Source organism: Streptomyces sp. NPDC096012, assembly GCF_040426375.1.
Classification (GTDB): domain Bacteria; phylum Actinomycetota; class Actinomycetes; order Streptomycetales; family Streptomycetaceae; genus Streptomyces.
This window is the reverse complement of sequence record NZ_JBEOTD010000003.1, coordinates 56,518-73,982: the sequence shown is the minus strand read 5'-3', so window position 1 is coordinate 73,982 and position 17,465 is coordinate 56,518. Positions and strand designations below refer to the sequence as shown.

The following is a 17,465-nucleotide window of genomic DNA, read 5'->3' as shown; positions in this document are numbered from 1 at the left end:
ACGGCCGGCTGTCCGGGACGGCTCGGACGCCGTGATCACGCCGGGCATATCAAGATCATTCGACTCTGGTCGGTAGTTACGGGACACCCCTTAGACTCTCCCCGCAACGGCCTGCGCACGATCGTGGCCGATAGTGGGCGGAAAGCTGCCAAACCCGAAGGGTATCCGGCGTTTTGATACGGATAGATTCAGTCACGAAGCGGTATCCGGACGGCACGGTCGCGGTCGACCGGCTGTCGCTGGCGATACCGGACCGCGCGATCACCGTGCTCGTCGGGCCCTCGGGGTGCGGCAAGACGACGACCCTGCGGATGATCAACCGGATGGTGGAGCCCAGTGAGGGCACCATCCTCCTCGACGGCGCGGACATCCGGCAGCAACCGGTCAACACCCTGCGCCGCTCGATGGGTTACGTCATCCAGAACGCGGGACTCTTCCAGCACCGCACCATCCTCGACAACATCGCCACCGTGCCCCGGCTGCTCGGCTGGAACAAGCAGAAGGCGCGCGCCCGGGCCGCGGAGCTGATGGAGCGGGTCGGGCTCGACACCGCGCTGGCCAAGCGATACCCCTACCAGCTCTCCGGCGGCCAGCAGCAGCGCGTGGGCGTGGCCCGCGCGCTCGCCGCCGACCCGCCGGTGCTCCTGATGGACGAGCCGTTCTCCGCCGTCGACCCCGTCGTGCGCAAGGGACTGCAGGACGAACTCCTGCGCATCCAGGGAGAGTTGGGCAAGACCATCGTCTTCGTCACGCACGACATCGACGAGGCGATCAAGCTCGGCACGATGGTCGCCGTGCTGCGCACCGGCGGCCGGCTCGCCCAGTTCGCCCCGCCCGCCGAACTGCTCAGCGCCCCCGCCGACGCCTTCGTGGAGGACTTCCTGGGCGCCGACCGAGGCATCCGGCGGCTGTCGTTCTTCCCGTCCGAGGGGCTACGGCTGCAGACCGAACCGGTCGTCGGCATCGACGCGGACGCCGAGGAGATCGCCTCCCACGCCGACGCCCCCTACCTCCTCGTCACCGACCCCGACGGCCGGCCCCTCGGCTGGGCCGAACCCGCCCGCCTCACCGCCGGCGACATCGACCGGGACCAACTCCTGCCCTGCGGGCGGCCCTTCATCCCCGGGGCCGACTCGCTGCGCACCGCGCTCGACGGTGCCGTGCTCTCGCCGACCGGCTGGGCCGTCGCCGTGGACGCCGAGGGCCGCGCCGTCGGCGTCGTCTCCCAGCAGGTCATCGGCGAGGCGATCCGGGACGCCCACAGCCGCGTCGGGGAGCAGGCCGGCGTGAAGGCCGGGCGATGAACGGCTTCTTCGACCTCCCGAGCGACCTCCAGCACAGCTACCTCGGCCTCGTCGGCCTGCACCTGCGCGAGGCCCTGCTGCCGGTACTGGCCGGGCTGCTCGTCTCCCTGCCCGTCGCCCAGCTCTGCGTGCGCTACCGGTGGATCTACCCACCCGTCCTCGGCATCACCACCGTCCTGTACGCCGTCCCCTCGCTGGCCTTCTTCGTGGTGCTCATCGACTACTTCGGGCAGAGCGAGACCACGGTGATGATCCCGCTCGCGGTGTACAGCCTGGTGGTGCTGGTGCCGGCCATCGTGGACGGTGTCCGCTCGGTGCCGCCGGAGACCCTGGCCGCCGCACAGGCCATGGGCTTCGGGCCGGTACGCCGCTACCTCCAGGTCCAACTGCCCATCGCCGTACCCGCGATCATCGGCGGCCTCCGGGTCGCGACGGTGTCCAGCATCTCCCTGGTCAGCGTCGGCATGCTCATCGGCAACCAGGGCGCCCTCGGCAACATGCTCTACGACGCCAGCGTCTACCACCGGCCCGCCCTGGCCGTGAACTCGGTCCTGACCATCGCGGTCCTCGGCATCCTCGCCGACGCCGTACTGGTCCTGGTCCGTCTGCTCCTCACCCCGTGGATGCCGCGGAAGGGGGCCGTCCGGTGAACGTCCTCGACTTCGCGCACGCCTTCTTCAGCGACGGCGCCCACTGGCACGGGTACGACGGCATCCCCACCCGCCTCGTCGAGCACGTCCAGTACTCCGTCGAGGCCCTGCTCCTCGCCGCCGCCATCGGAATGCCCGTCGGTCTGCTCACCGGCCACTACGGGCGCGGCGGCAACGCCCTCGCGCTGATCGCCACCGCCGGCCGGGCGCTGCCCAGCTTCGGTCTGCTGGTGCTGATGTTCATCTGGATCGGGTTCGGCCTGGGCCCGGTGATGATCCCGCTGGTCGTGCTCGCCGTACCGCCGATCCTGGTCACCACCTACGAGGCGATCGGCTCCGTCGACCCGTCCCCGGTGGACGCGGGACGCGGCATGGGGATGTCCGAGGCGCGGGTGCTGTTCCAGGTGGAGCTCCCCGTCGCGCTGCCGCTGGTGCTGAGCGGCCTGCGCACGGCGGCCGTCCAGATCGTCTCCACGGCCACCATCGCCGCCTACGTCAGCCTCGGCGGTCTCGGCCGCTACATCATCGACGGCCTGTACCAGAAGAACTACGAGAAGGTCGTCGGCGGTGCCACCCTGGTCGCCGGTCTCGCCCTCGCGACCCTGGCCGTGTTCTGGGCGGTCTCCCGGCTCACGGTGTCCCCGGGGGTGCGCCGCAGCGGCTGACCGGCCACCGCTCGGTGCGGGCCGGCGTCGCCTCCGGGACCGGTTCCCCTGCGACGACCGGCCTGACCGGCGCGCCTGCCTCGAGGATCCGTCACGAAGAGAGCGCTCCGCGTGCGCAACCGGCCGCAGATCGAGGCCAATCGGTGATCTGATGCACTTGACTGACCGAGAACCGGCTGGATTGGATCAGTGGGTGACTTCCACAACCCACATCAGCAGGTCCATCCGGGGGAACCGAGGCGCGGCGGTGGTCGCCCTGGTAGCGGCGACGGCTCTGCTGACGGGCTGTTCCTCCGGCGACGACAAGTCCGGCAATCCCCTGACGGACGGCAAGGCGAGCGGCGACAGCGTCGTCGTCGGCTCCAACAACTTCCCCGAGAGCACCCTGCTCGCCGACATCTACGGCGAGGCCCTCAAGGCCAAGGGGACCAAGGTCACCTACAAGCCGAACATCGGCAGCCGCGAGACCACCTACGGTCTGCTCAAGAACGGCTCCATCTCGGTGCTGCCCGAGTACAACGGCGCGCTGCTCGCCTACCTCGACTCGAAGGCGAAGCCGAAGACCGCCGAGGAGACGACGGCGGCCATCGAGGCGAAGCTGGACTCCAAGCTGACGCTGCTGAAACCGTCGGCAGCGCAGTCCAAGGACTCGGTGACGGTCAACGCGGCCACCGCGAAGAAGTACGGCCTCACCCAGAAGTCCTCCATCGCCGACCTCAAGGACAGCGCGAAGGACCTGGTCATCGGCGCCTCGCCGGAGTTCCAGACGCGGCAGCAGGGCCTGGTGGGACTGAAGTCCGTCTACGGCCTGGAGTTCAAGTCCTTCAAGGCGCTGGACGCGGGCGGCCCGCTGACGCAGGAGGCGCTGAAGAAGGACGCGGTGCAGGTCGCGGACATCTTCACCACCGACCCGACCATCACCAAGGAGAAGTTCGTCGTCCTGCGCGATCCGAAGAACCTCTTCGGATTCGAGAACGTCCAGCCGCTCGCCTACAAGAGCGCGCTGGACCAGAAGGCCTCCGACGCCCTCGACGCCGTCTCGGCCAAGCTGGACACCGCCACCCTGCTCCGGCTGGACTCCCAGGTGCAGACGCAGAACAAGGACCCGCTGGACGTCGCCAGGGCCTGGCTGAAGTCGGCGGGTCTCGCCTGACCTGCCGGTGGCGCCGAGGCGTGGTCGAAGCCGCGCCGAGGCGTGGCTGAAGCCGGCCCGTCTCGCCCGGCCGCGCCCGCTCGACGGTCGTGAACGCGAGGACGTGGGTGCCCCCGGATCACGGGCGCACCCACGTCGTTGCGCTTACCGGAGTCCAGCCGTGGGTCAGAGGTCGAACTCGTGCGGCGGGAGATCCAGCGTGAAGCACGCCTCGCGCACCACGGCCTGCTCGGTCTTGTCGAAGTCGCCGTCCGCGCCGCCGATCACGATGCCGATCTGGACGACGGCCCGCGCCTCGGCCGGCTTCTTCTTCGCCTTGGCGATCTCCTGCAGCACGCTCACCTTGCCGAAGGCGAAGTCCGCCGTCAGCTTGTTCAGATTCTCCTCGAAGCGGCGCCGCAGGTCGTCCGCCGGGAAGTTCTGCAACACCTCGTTGGTGGCGATGAGCTGGGCGACCCGCTGCCGCTCGGACGGGTCGACGGTCCCGTCGGCGGCGGCCACGAGTGCGCACATCGCCATGCTCGCGTCACGGAAGGCGCCGCTCTTCAGGTCGTTCTTCTTCGCCACCAGCTGGGTCTGCATCTGCGACGCCGACTCCTTGAAGCGGTCCCACAGGGCCATGTCCACTCCTCGTATCCCTCGATCGGGTGCTCCGGCAGCACACCGACCGCGATTTCCACAGCACCGTGGAAACTCGTGGGACGAACGGGAAGTTCCGCGGACCCGGAGGGAATACCGCGCGGCTCCGTGACCGCTGAACGGCGCCCGTGACCTCTGTCCGGGCTCAGGCCGCTCCTTCCGTTCCCTCGGGCAGGCGGGCGCGCGTCGCCGCCCGTTCGGCCCGTGCCCGCCTGCGGCGTGCGCGTCGGCTGACACGGGGTTCCTGGTCCGGCAGCCAGCCGAAGGTGAGGCAGCTTCCGACGGCGCCGAGGAGGAGGCCGAGGAAGAAACCGCCCAGGTTGGAGGTGAGCCAGGTGCCCAGGGACAGCAGGATGCCGGTGACGGAGTAGAAGAGCCGCTGCGAGGGGTTGAAGAGGATCAGCAGGCCCAGCAGCAGCATCAGCGTCGGCAGCAGGTAGCCGGCCAGGCCCTGCACGCCGATGTGCATCACGACCTTCAGCGAGGCCTTCTCGGTGAGCAGGATCTCGCCGCCGCCGAGGGCGAGCAGCAGCCCGCCCCAGAACGGCCGGCGGGCCCGCCATCCGCGGAAGGCGAGCCTCGGTCCCCGGCGTGGACGGTCGGGCACGGCGATCAGCAACCCGAGCCGCTGAAGCCGAGCTTGAGACCCGGGAGCTTGAACACCCCGGCGGTCGTCGCATAGTTGGTCTGCCTGAGGTTGGCGATGCGCACGGTGTCGGCCTGCTGGCTGAAGACGCCGATCGGTCCCTTCACGCCCGCCTTCGTCAGCGTGCTCGCGTCGTTGCCGATCTCGATGTTGTCGAACGCCGCGTCACCCGACAGCTCGGTGGAGTCGGTGGTCAGGTCGGTCGCCGACACCTTGTCCTTGCCGCCGCCCGCCCTGATCAGCAGGTTGGTGCCGCCGAGGTCGACGCTCTGGCACAGCTTGGTGAGCGTGGCGTTCTTGATGGCCGAGGTGACGACGAGCACCTGGCCGCCGGTGTCGCCGGCGTTCGGGCTGCCCTCCGCCATGTTGTCGAGCGAGCCGAACTGCTCGAAACCGGTGCCGTTGAGCTCGGTCGCGGTGACGGTGAACGGCATGCCGGAGATCGCGAACTGCACACCCAGCGCACCCTGCGCGGTGAGGACCGCGAGGCCGGCGGCGACGAGCGTGGCGGGCACCGCCATGACGGCGGCCCGGCGTGCCCGGACCCGCCCTCGTCGATGGCCGCCCGTACCGGCCGCGGCGGTGCTCGGCGCGTCGGACGGTGAACCGCTTCCCGGGTTCTCGGGGTTGTTGCCGTCGGACGGGATGTCCGGGGACAAGGCCATGTCTGCTCCCAGGGGCATGATCAATGCGGGTTGGGCTTCAGTGGCGCGGTGTCCTGGCGCGGACAGCGGCTGCCGCGTACGCCTCCTCGCACTCCCGGCGGATGCAAGGGCTTTCTCGTTACGCGGCAGTAGCCTGACTGGAAGTTACCGCCGGTTACTTTGGGGGGTCAAGGGAGCTGTGGAAAGAGGGTGCCGGTTGTGCGGGACCGGCGTCCGCGGGCAACAACTCCCTTTCAACTCCTTGACGTTGACGGTTGAGCGGGTCTACAAATTCCCCTGTTTCACGGATCCGTGGCGCCGGATCCGCCGAGCGGCCCGGCCGCGTTCCCGGCCCTGTCACGGCAGCCGCTCACTTCGGCTCGGCGCAACCGCTCACTTCGGCTCGCGGCACCGCGCCCGTCGGCTCACGACGGTCGGACACGCCGGTTCACGAAACCGCTCACACCGGCACACCCGGTGGCACGCGCCGGTCCACGGCAACCGCTCACCGCAGCACGGCTCCGGCACGGTCCCGCTCCACGGGTCCGTCACCGGCCGCCGCCCCCTGTCCGGCCCGGCCGCAGGTCTTCCCCAAGGCCGTCGGCCGGTACCGGCCCGCCACCGTCGCGGGTCCGTCGCGTACGGAGAAGGCGCGACGTTCCCGCCTCGGCGGCACCCTCGTACGGCCCGCCACCCCCCGACAGCACCTCGTCCTCACCCCCACTCAGGAAAGAGGCACACCCGCATGCGTACGCGAACCCTCCTCGCCCTCGCCGGCACCGCCGCCGCACTCGCCCTCACGGCGGCCGGACCCGCCTCCGCCGACGCCGGCGCCGTCCTCACCACCGGCAGCGCCGGCGGTACCGCCGCCGCGGTCGGGGACACCCTGACCGCCCCCCTGGCGTCCGGCACGACCGCCACCTTCTACTCCAGCGCGACCGGTACCAGCGGCGTCACGTGCACGACCTCCCAGTTCACCGCCCAGCTCACCGGCAACCCGGCCGCCCCGGGCACGGCCACGGAGTCCGTCACCGCGCACACCTTCGGCAGCAGCAGCTGCACCAGCAACGTCACCGGTGTCCTCGGCGTCAACGGCATCACCATCAACAACCTGCCCTACTCGGCGACGATCACCTCGGCCGGCACCCTCACCGTCTCGCCCCCGAGCGGCTCCGTCATCCAGGCCACCGTCCAGCTGCGCACCCTGCTGGGCAGCGTGACCTGCGTGTACCAGGCGCCCGGTCTGACCGGCAAGGCCGACAACGCCGACAGCAGCATCACCTTCACCAACCAGCAGTTCACCAAGAGCTCCGGGTCGTCGCTGTGCTTCGCCAACGGCTTCTTCACGGCCAAGTACGCGCCGGTCACCGACGCGGGCGCCCGGGTCTACGTGAACTGAGCCGAACCGCCGGTCACTTCAGCGTCGGCGTAGACGCAGCACGAAGGCGGCGCCCCCGGTGAGCAACAGCACCGCGGCGGCGCCGCCCGCCAGCAGCGGAGCCGAGGGCCCCGAGCCGCCGCGCGTCGCCTCCGCCACCGGAGTGCTGCCGCCGGCGGCTTCCCGCCGCCCCGAACCCCCGCCGTCCTGAGCGCCACTCACCCGCGCCCCGCTGTCGCTCCCCACCGGCGTGCTCCCCGCCGAGGGACTCTTCGGCCGCGCCGGCCGCCCGTCCGACGGAGGCACCGTCTTGGCCGTCGCGCCCGGGGCCTTCGCCGCCCCGGCCGCCGTCCCGCCTCCCGGGAAGACCACGTCGGAGCACGAGTAGTAGGTGTCCGTCGTGCTGCTGTTCTGCCAGATCGTGTACAGCATGTGACGCCCTGTCCGGTCCTTCGGCAGGGTGGCGCCGAGGTGGTACGCCCCGTTGCGCAGCGGCGGGTCCGTGATCTCGGCGAAGGGGCGCTCCGGCAGATCCGCCCACGTCAGCGGCTTCGCCGGATCGTAGCCGGGCTCCGTCAGATACAGCTTGAACGTGCCCGCGTGCGCGATCGTCGAGGCGTACGTCATCGTCAGCCGGCCGCCGGGCGTCAGCCGGGTCGCCGGCCAGTCCCGCCGGGGCAGGTCGAGGCCCCGGTAGGCCGGCAGGCCGCCGCTGCACAGCCTGCCGTCGGGAATCACCTGCCGGTCCCGGCCCGCCACACCGGCCACCCGCAGGTTGTCCCATGCGGTGAACGGAGCGCCGTTCGCGGCGATCGCCGCCTTGCAGGCCGCCGAGCCCGCGGCACTGCCGCCCTCGGGGGAGCACGCGTAGACCCGGCTGACCGGGTCCGTCGGGGCTCCGTGTGCGTGGGCGGGCCCCGCCGCCCAGGACAGGAGCAGGAGCGGGGCCGCGGCGGCGGCCCCGACGACGCTCAGGCGGGCGGTCGTCCGGGTCATCGGGCTGTCTCCTCGACGGGCGCGGGAAAGGGTCTGCGGCGTCCAGTACGGCGCCCGCGCGCACGGCGTTCAGCCGGTGCGGTGCGGTGCTGTCCGGTGGGGTGTGGTGCGGTCCTGTCGCGGACCGGACAGGGCAGTTCCCGGGGCCGCGAACACACCGACCGGTACGACTGTTTCGCATCCCTCGCGACACCTCGTCGAGCACCCCGTCGGGGAGGCGGCCGGCCGCCTCGTATCGTGGCGACCACGGGACGGCGACCGCCTCCTCGCGGCCGCCGGGCACAGCCGTGCGGCGAACGGCGAGGCGACGGCCTCGGCCGCTCGCCGGGACGCCCGGCCCGGCGCCGCACGCGCGGCCGACACGTGTCCGACAGAGGTCCCGACCTCCTGACTCCCGTTGCCCCTCGGTGAGTTATCGTGTGCGACAGGTCATAAAACAAACCGCATGTCCCGTTGGTTCAAGGCGCAAGGAAGGGTCACACGATGGCGAGGCAGTTACGCGCTGAACAGACCCGGGCAACGATCATCACGGCCGCCGCCGACCTGTTCGACCGGCACGGTTACGAATCCACCAGCCTGAGTGACATCGTCACCCATGCGCAGGTCACCAAGGGCGCGCTGTACTTCCACTTCGCCGCCAAGGAGGACCTGGCCCACGCCATCCTCGAACTCCAGGCCAGGGCCGGCCAGAAGCTCGTCTCCGAGGTCGAGAGCCGCGGGTACTCCTCGCTGGAGACCCTGATACGCGCCACCTTCGGAATCGCCCGGCTCGCCGTCGACGACCCGGTGCCACGCGCCGGACTCCGGCTGGTCAGCGCGGACATCGCCGTACGGCCGCCGCTGAGACATCCGTTCACCGAGTGGCTCGAGTTCGCCACCCGCAAGTTCGCCGGCGCCGTCCGGGAGGCCGATGTGCACGGGGACCTCGACGTCGGTGCCGCCGCCCACTCCCTCGTCTGCTTCTTCGTCGGCACCCGGCTCGCCGGCCGCTCGATCGAACCGGTCGGACGGCTCCCGCGACGGGTCGCCGAGATGTGGCACCTGATGATCCGGGGGCTGGTCCCGGTGCACCGCCGCCCCCGCTACGTCACCCTCGCCACGCAGCTGGAGCGGGAGCTCAGGACGGCCTGACCGGCGCGGTACGGTGACGGGCATGCCCGACACCCCCCTCGCGCCCGTGATCCTCGGCAACGAACCAGGCTCGTTCCCGCACGGGGTGCTGGCCGAGCGGCACCCCGCGATCATCCGGCGGGTACGGGACGCCTTCCCCTACGGCCCCGGGCAGCACCGGGCACTGGACGAGCTGCTGGCGAGCTGCGCCGACGGGGTGATCGAGCCGCTCCCGGCCGGCGCACCGGACCGGGACCACTGGGACGACTGGGACCTGCCCGAGTATGTCGGGCGGTCCTGGTACGACGTGCCGTGGCTGTGGTCGGAGAGCTACTTCTACCGTCGGCTGCTCGACGCCGTCGGCTACTTCGGCCCCGGCACCTGGCAGGGGATCGACCCCTTCCGGCCGTTCAAACAGGCCGAACTCGACGCGCCGGAGACCGACGAGGAACTGGCCGCCCTGGACGCCCTGGGCGAGCTCTCCGAGCGGGAGCGCGGCGACGCACTGCTGCACGGCTCCCTGTGGGGCAACCGCGCCGACCTCGGATTCCGCTTCTCGTCCGCGGGCGCCGAGGCGCGCGAGCCGGCCCCGGCGCTGGTCGCCGACGACAGCGAGGCCCTGTGGTCGCTGCTGCCGCCCGGCGGGGCCGCCACGCTCGTGCTGGTCGCGGACAACGCCGGCCGCGAACTCGTCCCCGACCTGCTGCTGATCGCCCACCTCCTCACCGAGGAGCGGGCCGCGCGGGCGGTCCTGCACGTCAAACCCCACGCGTACTACGTCTCCGACGCCACCACGGCCGACGTGGTCGATGCCCTGCGGCGGCTGCGCGCGGCCCCCGGCGCGGCCGCCGAGTACGGGCGCGTCCTCCGGTCGGCCATGGCGGACGGCCGGCTCGACGTGCGCGCCCATCCGTTCTCCTGCGCGCCGCTGCCGTACGCGCGGATGCCGGACGACCTGCGCGCCGAGTTCGCCGCGGCCACGCTGACCGTCGTCAAGGGCGACCTCAACTACCGCCGCCTGGTGGGCGACAGGCGGTGGCCGCCGACCACACCGTTCCAGCGGACGACCGCCTGGTTCCCCGGCCCGGTCGCGGCCCTGCGCACACTCAAGTCCGAAGTGATCACCGGCCTGTCCGCGTCGGCCGAGGCGGCCCTGGTGGCCGCGGAGGGCCAGCGGTGGCGCACGAGCGGCACCCACGCGCTGATCCAGGTCGGGCCGTCAAAGTACCTGCACGGGCAATGACTTGATGCCGTTGATGAAGTTCGACACCAGCCGCCCGGCGGGCCCGGCGAGTCGGGGCGCCGGCAGGACGCGCAGCACCTCCTCGTGCAGCAGGCGCAGTTGCAGCCGGGCGAAATGGGCGCCCAGGCACACGTGCGGGCCGTCGCCGAAGGAGACGTGCGGGTTCGGGGCACGACCGGGATCGAGCCGGTCCGGGTGCGGGAAGGCCCGCTCGTCCCGGTTGGCCGAGGCGTGGAACACCACGACCTTGTCGCCCGCCCGGATCCGACGCCCCGCCAGCTCCACGTCCCGCACCGCCGTGCGGCGGAAGGTCAGCACCGGCGGATGCCAGCGCAGCAGCTCCTCGACGGCCGAACGGACCTCCACCTGCCCGGAGCGCAGGCGCTCGTAAGCCTCCGGATGCTCCGTGAGGGCCAGCAGCCCGCCGGGAGCGGCACTGCGCACCGTGTCGTTGCCCGCCACCGTGAGCAGGAAGAAGAACATCTCCAGCTCGTGGTGGTCCAGTTCGGCGTCGTGGGCGAGCGTGGTCAGGACGTCGTCGGCGGGATGCCGTCGTTTGTGCGCCGCCAGCTCCCCGGCGTAGGCGAACATGTCCCGCAGCAGCGCCGGGGAGCGCGGATTGACCGGCCTGCCCGTCTCGTCCAGTACCGGCCGGCCCGCCTCGTCCGGGTCCTGGTAGCCGATGACACGCTGCGTCCAGTGCAGCAGCAGCCGCCGGTCGCCCTCCGGAACGCCCAGCAGATCCGCCAGGTTGAGCAGGGCGTACTCATCGGTGACGGCGGCCACCAGATCGACCGTGCCGTCCGTCTCCCGGGCGGCCTCCGACGCCGCCGCGAGCAGGGCGCGGGCCCGGCTCCGGGCCACCGCGGCGAACCGCTCGACACGCCCCGGGGTGAACGCCCGGCTCACCAGGCGCCGCAGCCTGCCATGTCCCGGCGGATCCTGATTGAGCATCATCCGGCGGATGAACGGCAGGTCCTCCGGATCGGGGTCCCGGATCTGCGTCGCACCGAGGTGCGAGGAGAAGGCCGCCGCGTCCTTGAGCACGCGTACGACGTCCGCGTGCCGGGTCACCGCCCAGAAACCGGGCCCGGCCGGCCAGCCGAGCACCTCCGGCTCCTCCTGCCAGGCCACCGGATGACGGTCGCGCAGGAGGCGGTAGTCGTCGTGGGGCACCCCGGCGGCGTACCGGCGCGGGTCGAACACGTCGGGCACCGGCGGCGTCCGGCACGCGCTCACGCCGATCCGCCCGCATCGCGCGCGCCGGCCGTGTCGCCCCCGTCGCCCGCGCCGGCCGTGTCGCCCGCATCGCCCGCGCGGACGGTGGTGTCCGCGCGCAGGAAGTCCTCCACGACCCTGACGAGTTCCAGCGGTGTCTCGTCCATGGCGTAGTGACCGGCGGACGGCAGGGCGACCAGTTCGCCGCGTGGGTACCAGGCCAGCCAGGTCTCCCGCAGGACGGCCGGGGACAGGGCCGGGTCGAGCTCGCCGGCCACGGCCAGGGCGGCCACCTCGCTGCCCTCGACGTCCGCGTGGAAGTCCTCGCCCGCCCAGGAGTCGAGCCACGCCCGGAACGCCTTGGGGTCACTGCGTTCCAGCGAGCGCGCCACCATCCGGTCCAGCCAGGCGGCGGGGCGGCGGCCCCCGGTGGTGAAGTCGATGATCGCGCGCCGGTTCTCCGCCCGGTGCGCCGCCTCCGCGAACAGCGCGTCCTGCCCGGCCGGCAACGGCATGCCCGAGGCGGGAACCGGAGAGACACCGACGATCCGGCGCAGCCGGTGCGGGGCGACGGCCAGCAACCGCTGGGCCACGGCGCCGCCCATGGAGTGCCCGATCACCGAGAACCGCTCCCAGCCCAGCCGGTCGGCCAGCTCCACCAGGTCCCGGGCCGCCTCGGCCGTCGTCCAGGAGCCCATGGCGTCCCGGGCCTCGCCGTAGCCGCGCAGATCGACCAGCGCGTAGGTGAAGGCGGTGCGGTCGAGATCGGGCAGGACGGGCGCGTAGGCGGACCGGTCGGCGAACCAGCCGTGCACGGCGAACACCTTGTGGGCGCCGTCGCCGTGCACCTCATGGGGCAGCACGAAGGAGGTCATGGGCCTACCGTGGCGCCCGGACGGGGCCACGGCAAGACCGCGCACCGGGCGTACGGGCGGGCCGCCGGAGTGCGGAAGTTCGGCGTTTCGCGGGCGGTTCACGCGATGGTGTGACCATGTGTGCGGCGGCGGATGGGGGTTCGGGACCCCGGGTAGGGCCCCAGCCATGACGCAGCCGTTCGAACTCCCGCACTTCTACATGCCGTATCCCGCGCGGCTCAATCCGCACCTCGACGAGGCCCGTGCGCACTCGACGCGGTGGGCACGCGAGACGGGCATGCTGGAGGGCTCCGGGATCTGGGAGCAGGCCGACCTGGAGGCGCACGACTACGGGCTCCTGTGCGCCTACACCCACCCCGACTGCGACGGACCCGCGCTCTCCCTCATCACCGACTGGTACGTCTGGGTGTTCTTCTTCGACGACCACTTCCTGGACATGTACAAGCGCACCCCGGACCGCGCGGCCGGAAAGGCCCACCTGGACCGTCTGCCGCTGTTCATGCCGCTCGACCCGTCGACCCCCGTGCCCGAGCCGGAGAATCCGGTGGAGGCGGGCCTGAAGGACCTGTGGGCGCGTACGGTGCCGTCGATGTCCGTGGACTGGCGCCGCCGCTTCTCCGTGGCCACCGAGCACCTGCTCAACGAGTCGATGTGGGAGCTGTCCAACATCAACGAGGGGCGGATCGCCAACCCCGTCGAGTACATCGAGATGCGCCGCAAGGTCGGCGGCGCCCCCTGGTCGGCGGGGCTGGTGGAGTACGCGACCGCCGAGGTACCCGCGCGCGTGGCCGGCACCCGGCCGCTGCGCGTGCTGATGGAGACGTTCTCCGACGCCGTCCATCTGCGCAACGACCTGTTCTCCTACCAGCGCGAGGTGGAGGACGAGGGGGAGAACAGCAACGGCGTGCTCGTCCTGGAGAAGTTCTTCGACTGCACCACCCAGGAGGCCGCCGAGACCGTCAACGACATCCTCACCTCACGCCTGCACCAGTTCGAGCACACCGCCCTCACCGAGGTCCCGGCCGTCGCCCTGGAGCAGGGCCTCGCCCCGCACGAGGCCGCCGCGGTCGCCGCCTACACCAAGGGACTCCAGGACTGGCAGTCCGGCGGCCACGAATGGCACATGCGCTCCAGCCGCTACATGAACAAGGGCGCCCGCTCCGCCTCGCCGTGGCAGATCCCGAGCGGCCCCGGCGCCTCGGCCGCCGACGTCCGCGCGCTCCTCGCCTCGGCGGCACGGGAACGGCTGCGCGCCTACTCGCACATGCCCTACCAGAAGGTCGGCCCCTCGCGGCTGCCCGAGTTCCACATGCCGTTCCGGCTGGAGCTGAGCCCCCACCTGGACGGCGCCCGCCGCAACCTCCTCGCCTGGACGCACCAGGTCGGCATCCTCGAGGAGGGCGTCTGGGACGAGGACAAACTCGCCGCGTACGACCTCGCGCTGTGCTCCGCCGGCCTGGACCCGGACGCCACCCCCGAGGCCCTCGACCTCAGCACCCAGTGGCTGGCCTTCGGCACCTACGGCGACGACTACTACCCGCTCGTCTACGGCCGCCGCCGGGACCTGGCCGCCGCGCGGCTGGCCACCGCCCGGCTGTCGGCCTGCATGCCCATCGAGGGCGAACCGGCCGTCGTGCCCGCCAACGCCATGGAACGGTCGCTGATCGGCCTCTGGGCGCGCACCACGGCCGGGATGACGGCCGGTCAGCGGCGCGCCTTCAAGGAAGCCGTGGACAAGATGACCGAGAGCTGGGTGTGGGAGCTGTCCAACCACCTGCAGAACCGCGTTCCCGACCCCGTCGACTACCTGGAGATGCGGCGTGCCACCTTCGGTTCCGACCTCACCCTGAGCCTGTGCCGGATGGGCCGCGGCCGCGCGGTGCCGCCGGAGGTGTGCCGCAGCGGCCCGGTGCGCTCCCTGGAGAACGCCGCCATCGACTACGCCTGCCTCGTCAACGACATCTGCTCGTACCAGAAGGAGATCGAGTACGAGGGCGAGATCCACAACGCCGTCCTGGTCGTGCAGAACTTCTTCGGCGCGGACTACCCGGCCGCGCTCGGTGTGGTCGCCGACCTGATGAACCAGCGCATGCGGCAGTTCGAGCATGTGATCGCGCATGAACTTCCGGTGCTGTGCGAGGACTTCGGGCTGACCGCGGAGGGGCGGGCCGCCCTGGACGGCTATGTCCGCGACCTGCAGAACTGGCTGGCGGGCATCCTCAACTGGCATCGCGAGGTCGACCGCTACAAGGCCGAGTGGCTGGCCCGCCGGTCCCACCGGTTCCTGCCCGACCGCGCCCCCGCACCGCCCGTACAGCTCGTCGGCTGACCGGCGTCAGACCGGCCGCCACACCCGCGCCGCGTGGCCGACGGTTGCCTTCTCCGCGTGGCGGGCGGCGGTGCGTGCCGCGTGGTCGACGGCCGTCCCTTGCGCGTGGCGGGGGCCGTGTGTGCTGCGTGGTCGTCGGCCGTCCCCTGCGCGTGGTCGACGGCCCTCCTCTCCGTGTGGCGGGCGGCCGTGCGTGCCGCGTGGTCGACGGCGGTCCCCCCCCACGTGCCGGGCGGCCGTGCCTGCCGCGTGGTCGACGGCCGCCCGTGCCCGTGCCCCGGCCGGCGGGTGCGGAACCGACGCGTCGTCGGACACCGCCGACCTCGCTCTCGTCGACGGGCTTGGCGCACCCAGCGACCCGCTGCGACTACGGCGGCAACCCCCCGTGAGCGGCGGCGCAGACGGTCCGCGGACTGCTGGCACCCACATGACGCCTGCGTCCGGGAGCCTGGCCGGCCGGGGTGCCCGTGGCGTCCGGGCCCCCGCGACAACTCGACGGCTATGGCTACCCTCGGCGGCCCTCCGGCCAGTCTCACTCGTTCGAGTCTCGTCACGGCCCGGCGCCCCGGGTAGAGCACAAGCCGGAGGCGAGCGAACCATGGAACAGACTGCGTTGCGTCCCAAGCCCATGCCCGGCCAGGACCGGCGGGACGGCGCCACCCCCGGCCCGGCCCACCGCCCGCACGCCGCCCCCCGGCGCGCACGGCGGCTGCGGACCCTGTTGCTGGGCGTGTCCGCCGGCACCGTGCTGGTGCTCGCCGGCGTCGGAATCGGCACCGTCGGGGCCACCGTGATCGGCATGAGCAGGCTCGCCGAGCTGCAACGTCACGCTCCGCCGGCCGCCCCCTCGGCCACGGCCGCGCCCGCCGCCACGCGGTACCCGGCCTCCGACCGGCCCACGGCGACGCTGGGCGTGGAGGCCGCCGACGCCCAGAAGGCGGGCGCGGTGGTGGTCGGCGTGCACGTGCCCGGACCGGGCTACACCGCTGGCCTGGTCCGCGGGGACGTCCTGCTGCAGTTCGGCGGCACCCGCGTCGACACCACCGCCGACCTCGTCCGAGCGGTCGCCCACGCCCGTCCCGGCAAGCACGTACTCCTCACCGTGCGTCACAGCAGCGGGGGGTACCAGCAGTTGACGGTGGTCCCGGGAGCGGTGATCTGAGGGTGATCCGAACAGCACCCTTCACTCCGCACCCCCGCATCCGCTGAAACCGCACCCCCGCGCATCCGCCCGCGTATCCGTCCGGGCCCACCCGCGTATCCGGTCGGTGCCGCCCGCGTATCCGCCCGGGTCCACTCCCGCATCCGCCCGGTCGCCCTCGAATCCGCTGGTGACCGGACGCCCGGCACGCCATGATGACCCCATGGCGAGTCCCCTCCCCGGGACGCCGCCGCCCCGCTTCCCAGCCGCCCCCCGGAGGCCCGGATGACCGGTAGTACGCCCGCGCCCTTCACCACCGCCGACTACAGGGCCCGCATGGAGCGTGCCGCACGCTCGGCCGCCGACGCCGGCCTCGCGGGGCTGCTCGTGGCGCCGGGACCGGACATGGTCTGGCTGACCGGGTACACGCCCACCGCCGTCACCGAACGGCTCACCGTCCTCGTGCTCACCCCCGGCCACGACCCCGTGCTCGTCGTGCCGACCCTGGAGGCACCGGACGCCCAGGAGGCCACCGGCGCCGGCGCGCTGACCCTGCGCGACTGGACCGACGGTAAGGACCCCTACGCCGTCACCGCCGCCCTTCTCGACGGCCGCGGCCGGTTCGGCATCAGCGACAACACCTGGGCCATGCACCTGCTCGGCCTCCAGCGGGCCCTGCCGGACACCTCCTACGCCGCCCTCACCGACGCACTGCCCATGCTGCGCGCGGTGAAGGACCCGGCCGAGCTGGAGCTGCTGGCGGCGGCCGGCGCGGCCGCGGACGCGACGTTCGAGGAGATCCGGAAGGCTCCCTTCGCCGGCCGCCGCGAATCCGACGTCGGCCGCGACCTCGCCGACCTGCTGCGCGGGTTCGGCCACTCCCAGGTGGACTTCACCATCGTCGGCTCCGGCCCCAACGGCGCCAATCCGCACCACGAGGTCGGCGACCGCGTCATCGAGCAGGGTGACATGGTCGTCCTGGACTTCGGCGGCCTGAAGGACGGCTACGGCTCCGACACCACCCGCACCGTCCACGTCGGCGAGCCCACCGAGGAGGAGCGCCGGGTCCACGACATCGTGCGCGCCGCCCAGGAGGCCGGCTTCCGGGCCGTACGGCCGGGCGTGGCCTGCCAGGAGGTCGACCGCGCCGCACGGGCGGTGATCACGGACGCCGGCTACGGCGAGTACTTCATCCACCGCACCGGGCACGGCATCGGCGTCACCACGCACGAACCGCCGTACATGATCGAGGGCGAGGAACAGCCCCTCGTGCCCGGCATGTGCTTCTCCGTGGAGCCCGGCATCTACCTGCCCGGCCGGTTCGGGGTGCGTGTCGAGGACATCGTCACGGTGACCGAGGACGGTGGGCGCCGTTTCAACGAAACCACCCGTGAAATGGTCATAGTGGACTGACGGGCCGACCGACAGGCCCGGGAGACCCATCCCCGACGACACCCGGAACGGCACTCGCGCG

16 protein-coding genes are annotated in these 17,465 nt (G+C 72.2%); 10 read left to right on the top strand and 6 right to left on the bottom strand.

The annotated features are described in order from the left end of the window. Positions 1-173 precede the first annotated feature (173 nt). From ABVB68_RS04540 to ABVB68_RS04525, 4 genes are all read left to right on the top strand, one after another. Positions 174-1,304, top strand: a complete 1,131-nt coding sequence (locus ABVB68_RS04540; RefSeq protein WP_353599539.1) for an ABC transporter ATP-binding protein — start codon at positions 174-176, stop codon at positions 1,302-1,304. Continuing rightward, positions 1,301-1,954 (top strand): ABC transporter permease, encoded by a 654-nt coding sequence (locus tag ABVB68_RS04535; protein ID WP_353599538.1) that lies wholly within the window; start codon positions 1,301-1,303, stop codon positions 1,952-1,954. Before ABVB68_RS04540 ends, ABVB68_RS04535 begins: the two co-directional genes overlap by 4 nt. After that, positions 1,951-2,619, top strand: a complete 669-nt coding sequence (locus ABVB68_RS04530; RefSeq protein ID WP_353599537.1) for an ABC transporter permease — start codon at positions 1,951-1,953, stop codon at positions 2,617-2,619. Before ABVB68_RS04535 ends, ABVB68_RS04530 begins: the two co-directional genes overlap by 4 nt. A gap of 193 nt (positions 2,620-2,812) precedes the next feature. Next, on the top strand, positions 2,813-3,772 hold the full coding sequence (locus tag ABVB68_RS04525) for an ABC transporter substrate-binding protein (RefSeq protein WP_353599536.1): 960 nt from the start codon (positions 2,813-2,815) through the stop codon (positions 3,770-3,772). Between the two features lie 165 nt (positions 3,773-3,937). On the opposite strand, the gene ABVB68_RS04520 is transcribed toward ABVB68_RS04525, so the two are convergent. The 3 genes from ABVB68_RS04520 to ABVB68_RS04510 all read right to left on the bottom strand — a co-directional run bounded on the left by ABVB68_RS04520 (position 3,938) and on the right by ABVB68_RS04510 (position 5,722). Continuing rightward, on the bottom strand, positions 3,938-4,393 hold the full coding sequence (locus tag ABVB68_RS04520) for a tellurite resistance TerB family protein (RefSeq protein WP_353599535.1): 456 nt from the start codon (positions 4,391-4,393) through the stop codon (positions 3,938-3,940). 163 nt (positions 4,394-4,556) lie between these two features. Next, positions 4,557-5,018, bottom strand: coding sequence for a DUF6114 domain-containing protein (locus ABVB68_RS04515; RefSeq protein ID WP_353599534.1), 462 nt, complete (start codon positions 5,016-5,018; stop codon positions 4,557-4,559). A gap of 5 nt (positions 5,019-5,023) precedes the next feature. Next, positions 5,024-5,722 carry a DUF6230 family protein gene (locus tag ABVB68_RS04510; protein ID WP_353599533.1) on the bottom strand — a complete coding sequence of 233 codons (699 nt, stop codon included), beginning with the start codon at positions 5,720-5,722 and terminating at the stop codon, positions 5,024-5,026. 724 nt (positions 5,723-6,446) lie between these two features. On the opposite strand from ABVB68_RS04510, the gene ABVB68_RS04505 reads away from it, so the two are divergent. Continuing rightward, complete coding sequence (locus ABVB68_RS04505; protein ID WP_353599532.1) at positions 6,447-7,100, top strand: Tat pathway signal sequence domain protein; 654 nt, start codon at positions 6,447-6,449, stop codon at positions 7,098-7,100. Between the two features lie 18 nt (positions 7,101-7,118). Here the strand turns inward: ABVB68_RS04505 and ABVB68_RS04500 are convergent, their stop codons facing one another. After that, entirely contained in the window at positions 7,119-8,075 is a 957-nt protein-coding gene (locus ABVB68_RS04500; RefSeq protein ID WP_353599531.1) for a lytic polysaccharide monooxygenase auxiliary activity family 9 protein, read from the bottom strand. A gap of 483 nt (positions 8,076-8,558) precedes the next feature. Here ABVB68_RS04500 and ABVB68_RS04495 point away from each other — a divergent pair, with 483 nt between their 5' ends. Beyond that, positions 8,559-9,206, top strand: coding sequence for a ScbR family autoregulator-binding transcription factor (locus ABVB68_RS04495; protein WP_353599530.1), 648 nt, complete (start codon positions 8,559-8,561; stop codon positions 9,204-9,206). 22 nt (positions 9,207-9,228) lie between these two features. Continuing rightward, positions 9,229-10,428 (top strand): damage-control phosphatase ARMT1 family protein, encoded by a 1,200-nt coding sequence (locus tag ABVB68_RS04490; protein ID WP_353599529.1) that lies wholly within the window; start codon positions 9,229-9,231, stop codon positions 10,426-10,428. On the opposite strand, the gene ABVB68_RS04485 is transcribed toward ABVB68_RS04490, so the two are convergent. After that, positions 10,405-11,643 (bottom strand): cytochrome P450, encoded by a 1,239-nt coding sequence (locus tag ABVB68_RS04485; RefSeq protein ID WP_503006015.1) that lies wholly within the window; start codon positions 11,641-11,643, stop codon positions 10,405-10,407. The genes ABVB68_RS04490 and ABVB68_RS04485 overlap by 24 nt on opposite strands. A 20-nt stretch (positions 11,644-11,663) precedes the next feature. Next, positions 11,664-12,521 carry an alpha/beta fold hydrolase gene (locus ABVB68_RS04480; protein ID WP_353599527.1) on the bottom strand — a complete coding sequence of 286 codons (858 nt, stop codon included), beginning with the start codon at positions 12,519-12,521 and terminating at the stop codon, positions 11,664-11,666. Positions 12,522-12,687: 166 nt separating this feature from the next. Here ABVB68_RS04480 and cyc2 point away from each other — a divergent pair, with 166 nt between their 5' ends. The 3 genes from cyc2 to ABVB68_RS04465 all read left to right on the top strand — a co-directional run bounded on the left by cyc2 (position 12,688) and on the right by ABVB68_RS04465 (position 17,404). After that, a complete protein-coding gene (gene cyc2 / locus ABVB68_RS04475) occupies positions 12,688-14,850 on the top strand; it encodes a germacradienol/geosmin synthase Cyc2 (protein ID WP_353599526.1) in 2,163 nt (720 codons plus the stop codon). A gap of 598 nt (positions 14,851-15,448) precedes the next feature. Further along, positions 15,449-16,012, top strand: coding sequence for a PDZ domain-containing protein (locus ABVB68_RS04470; protein WP_353599525.1), 564 nt, complete (start codon positions 15,449-15,451; stop codon positions 16,010-16,012). Between the two features lie 264 nt (positions 16,013-16,276). Further along, positions 16,277-17,404: an aminopeptidase P family protein gene (locus ABVB68_RS04465; protein ID WP_353599524.1), complete on the top strand. Its 1,128-nt coding sequence runs from the start codon at positions 16,277-16,279 to the stop codon at positions 17,402-17,404. The last annotated feature ends 61 nt before the right edge of the window (positions 17,405-17,465 follow it).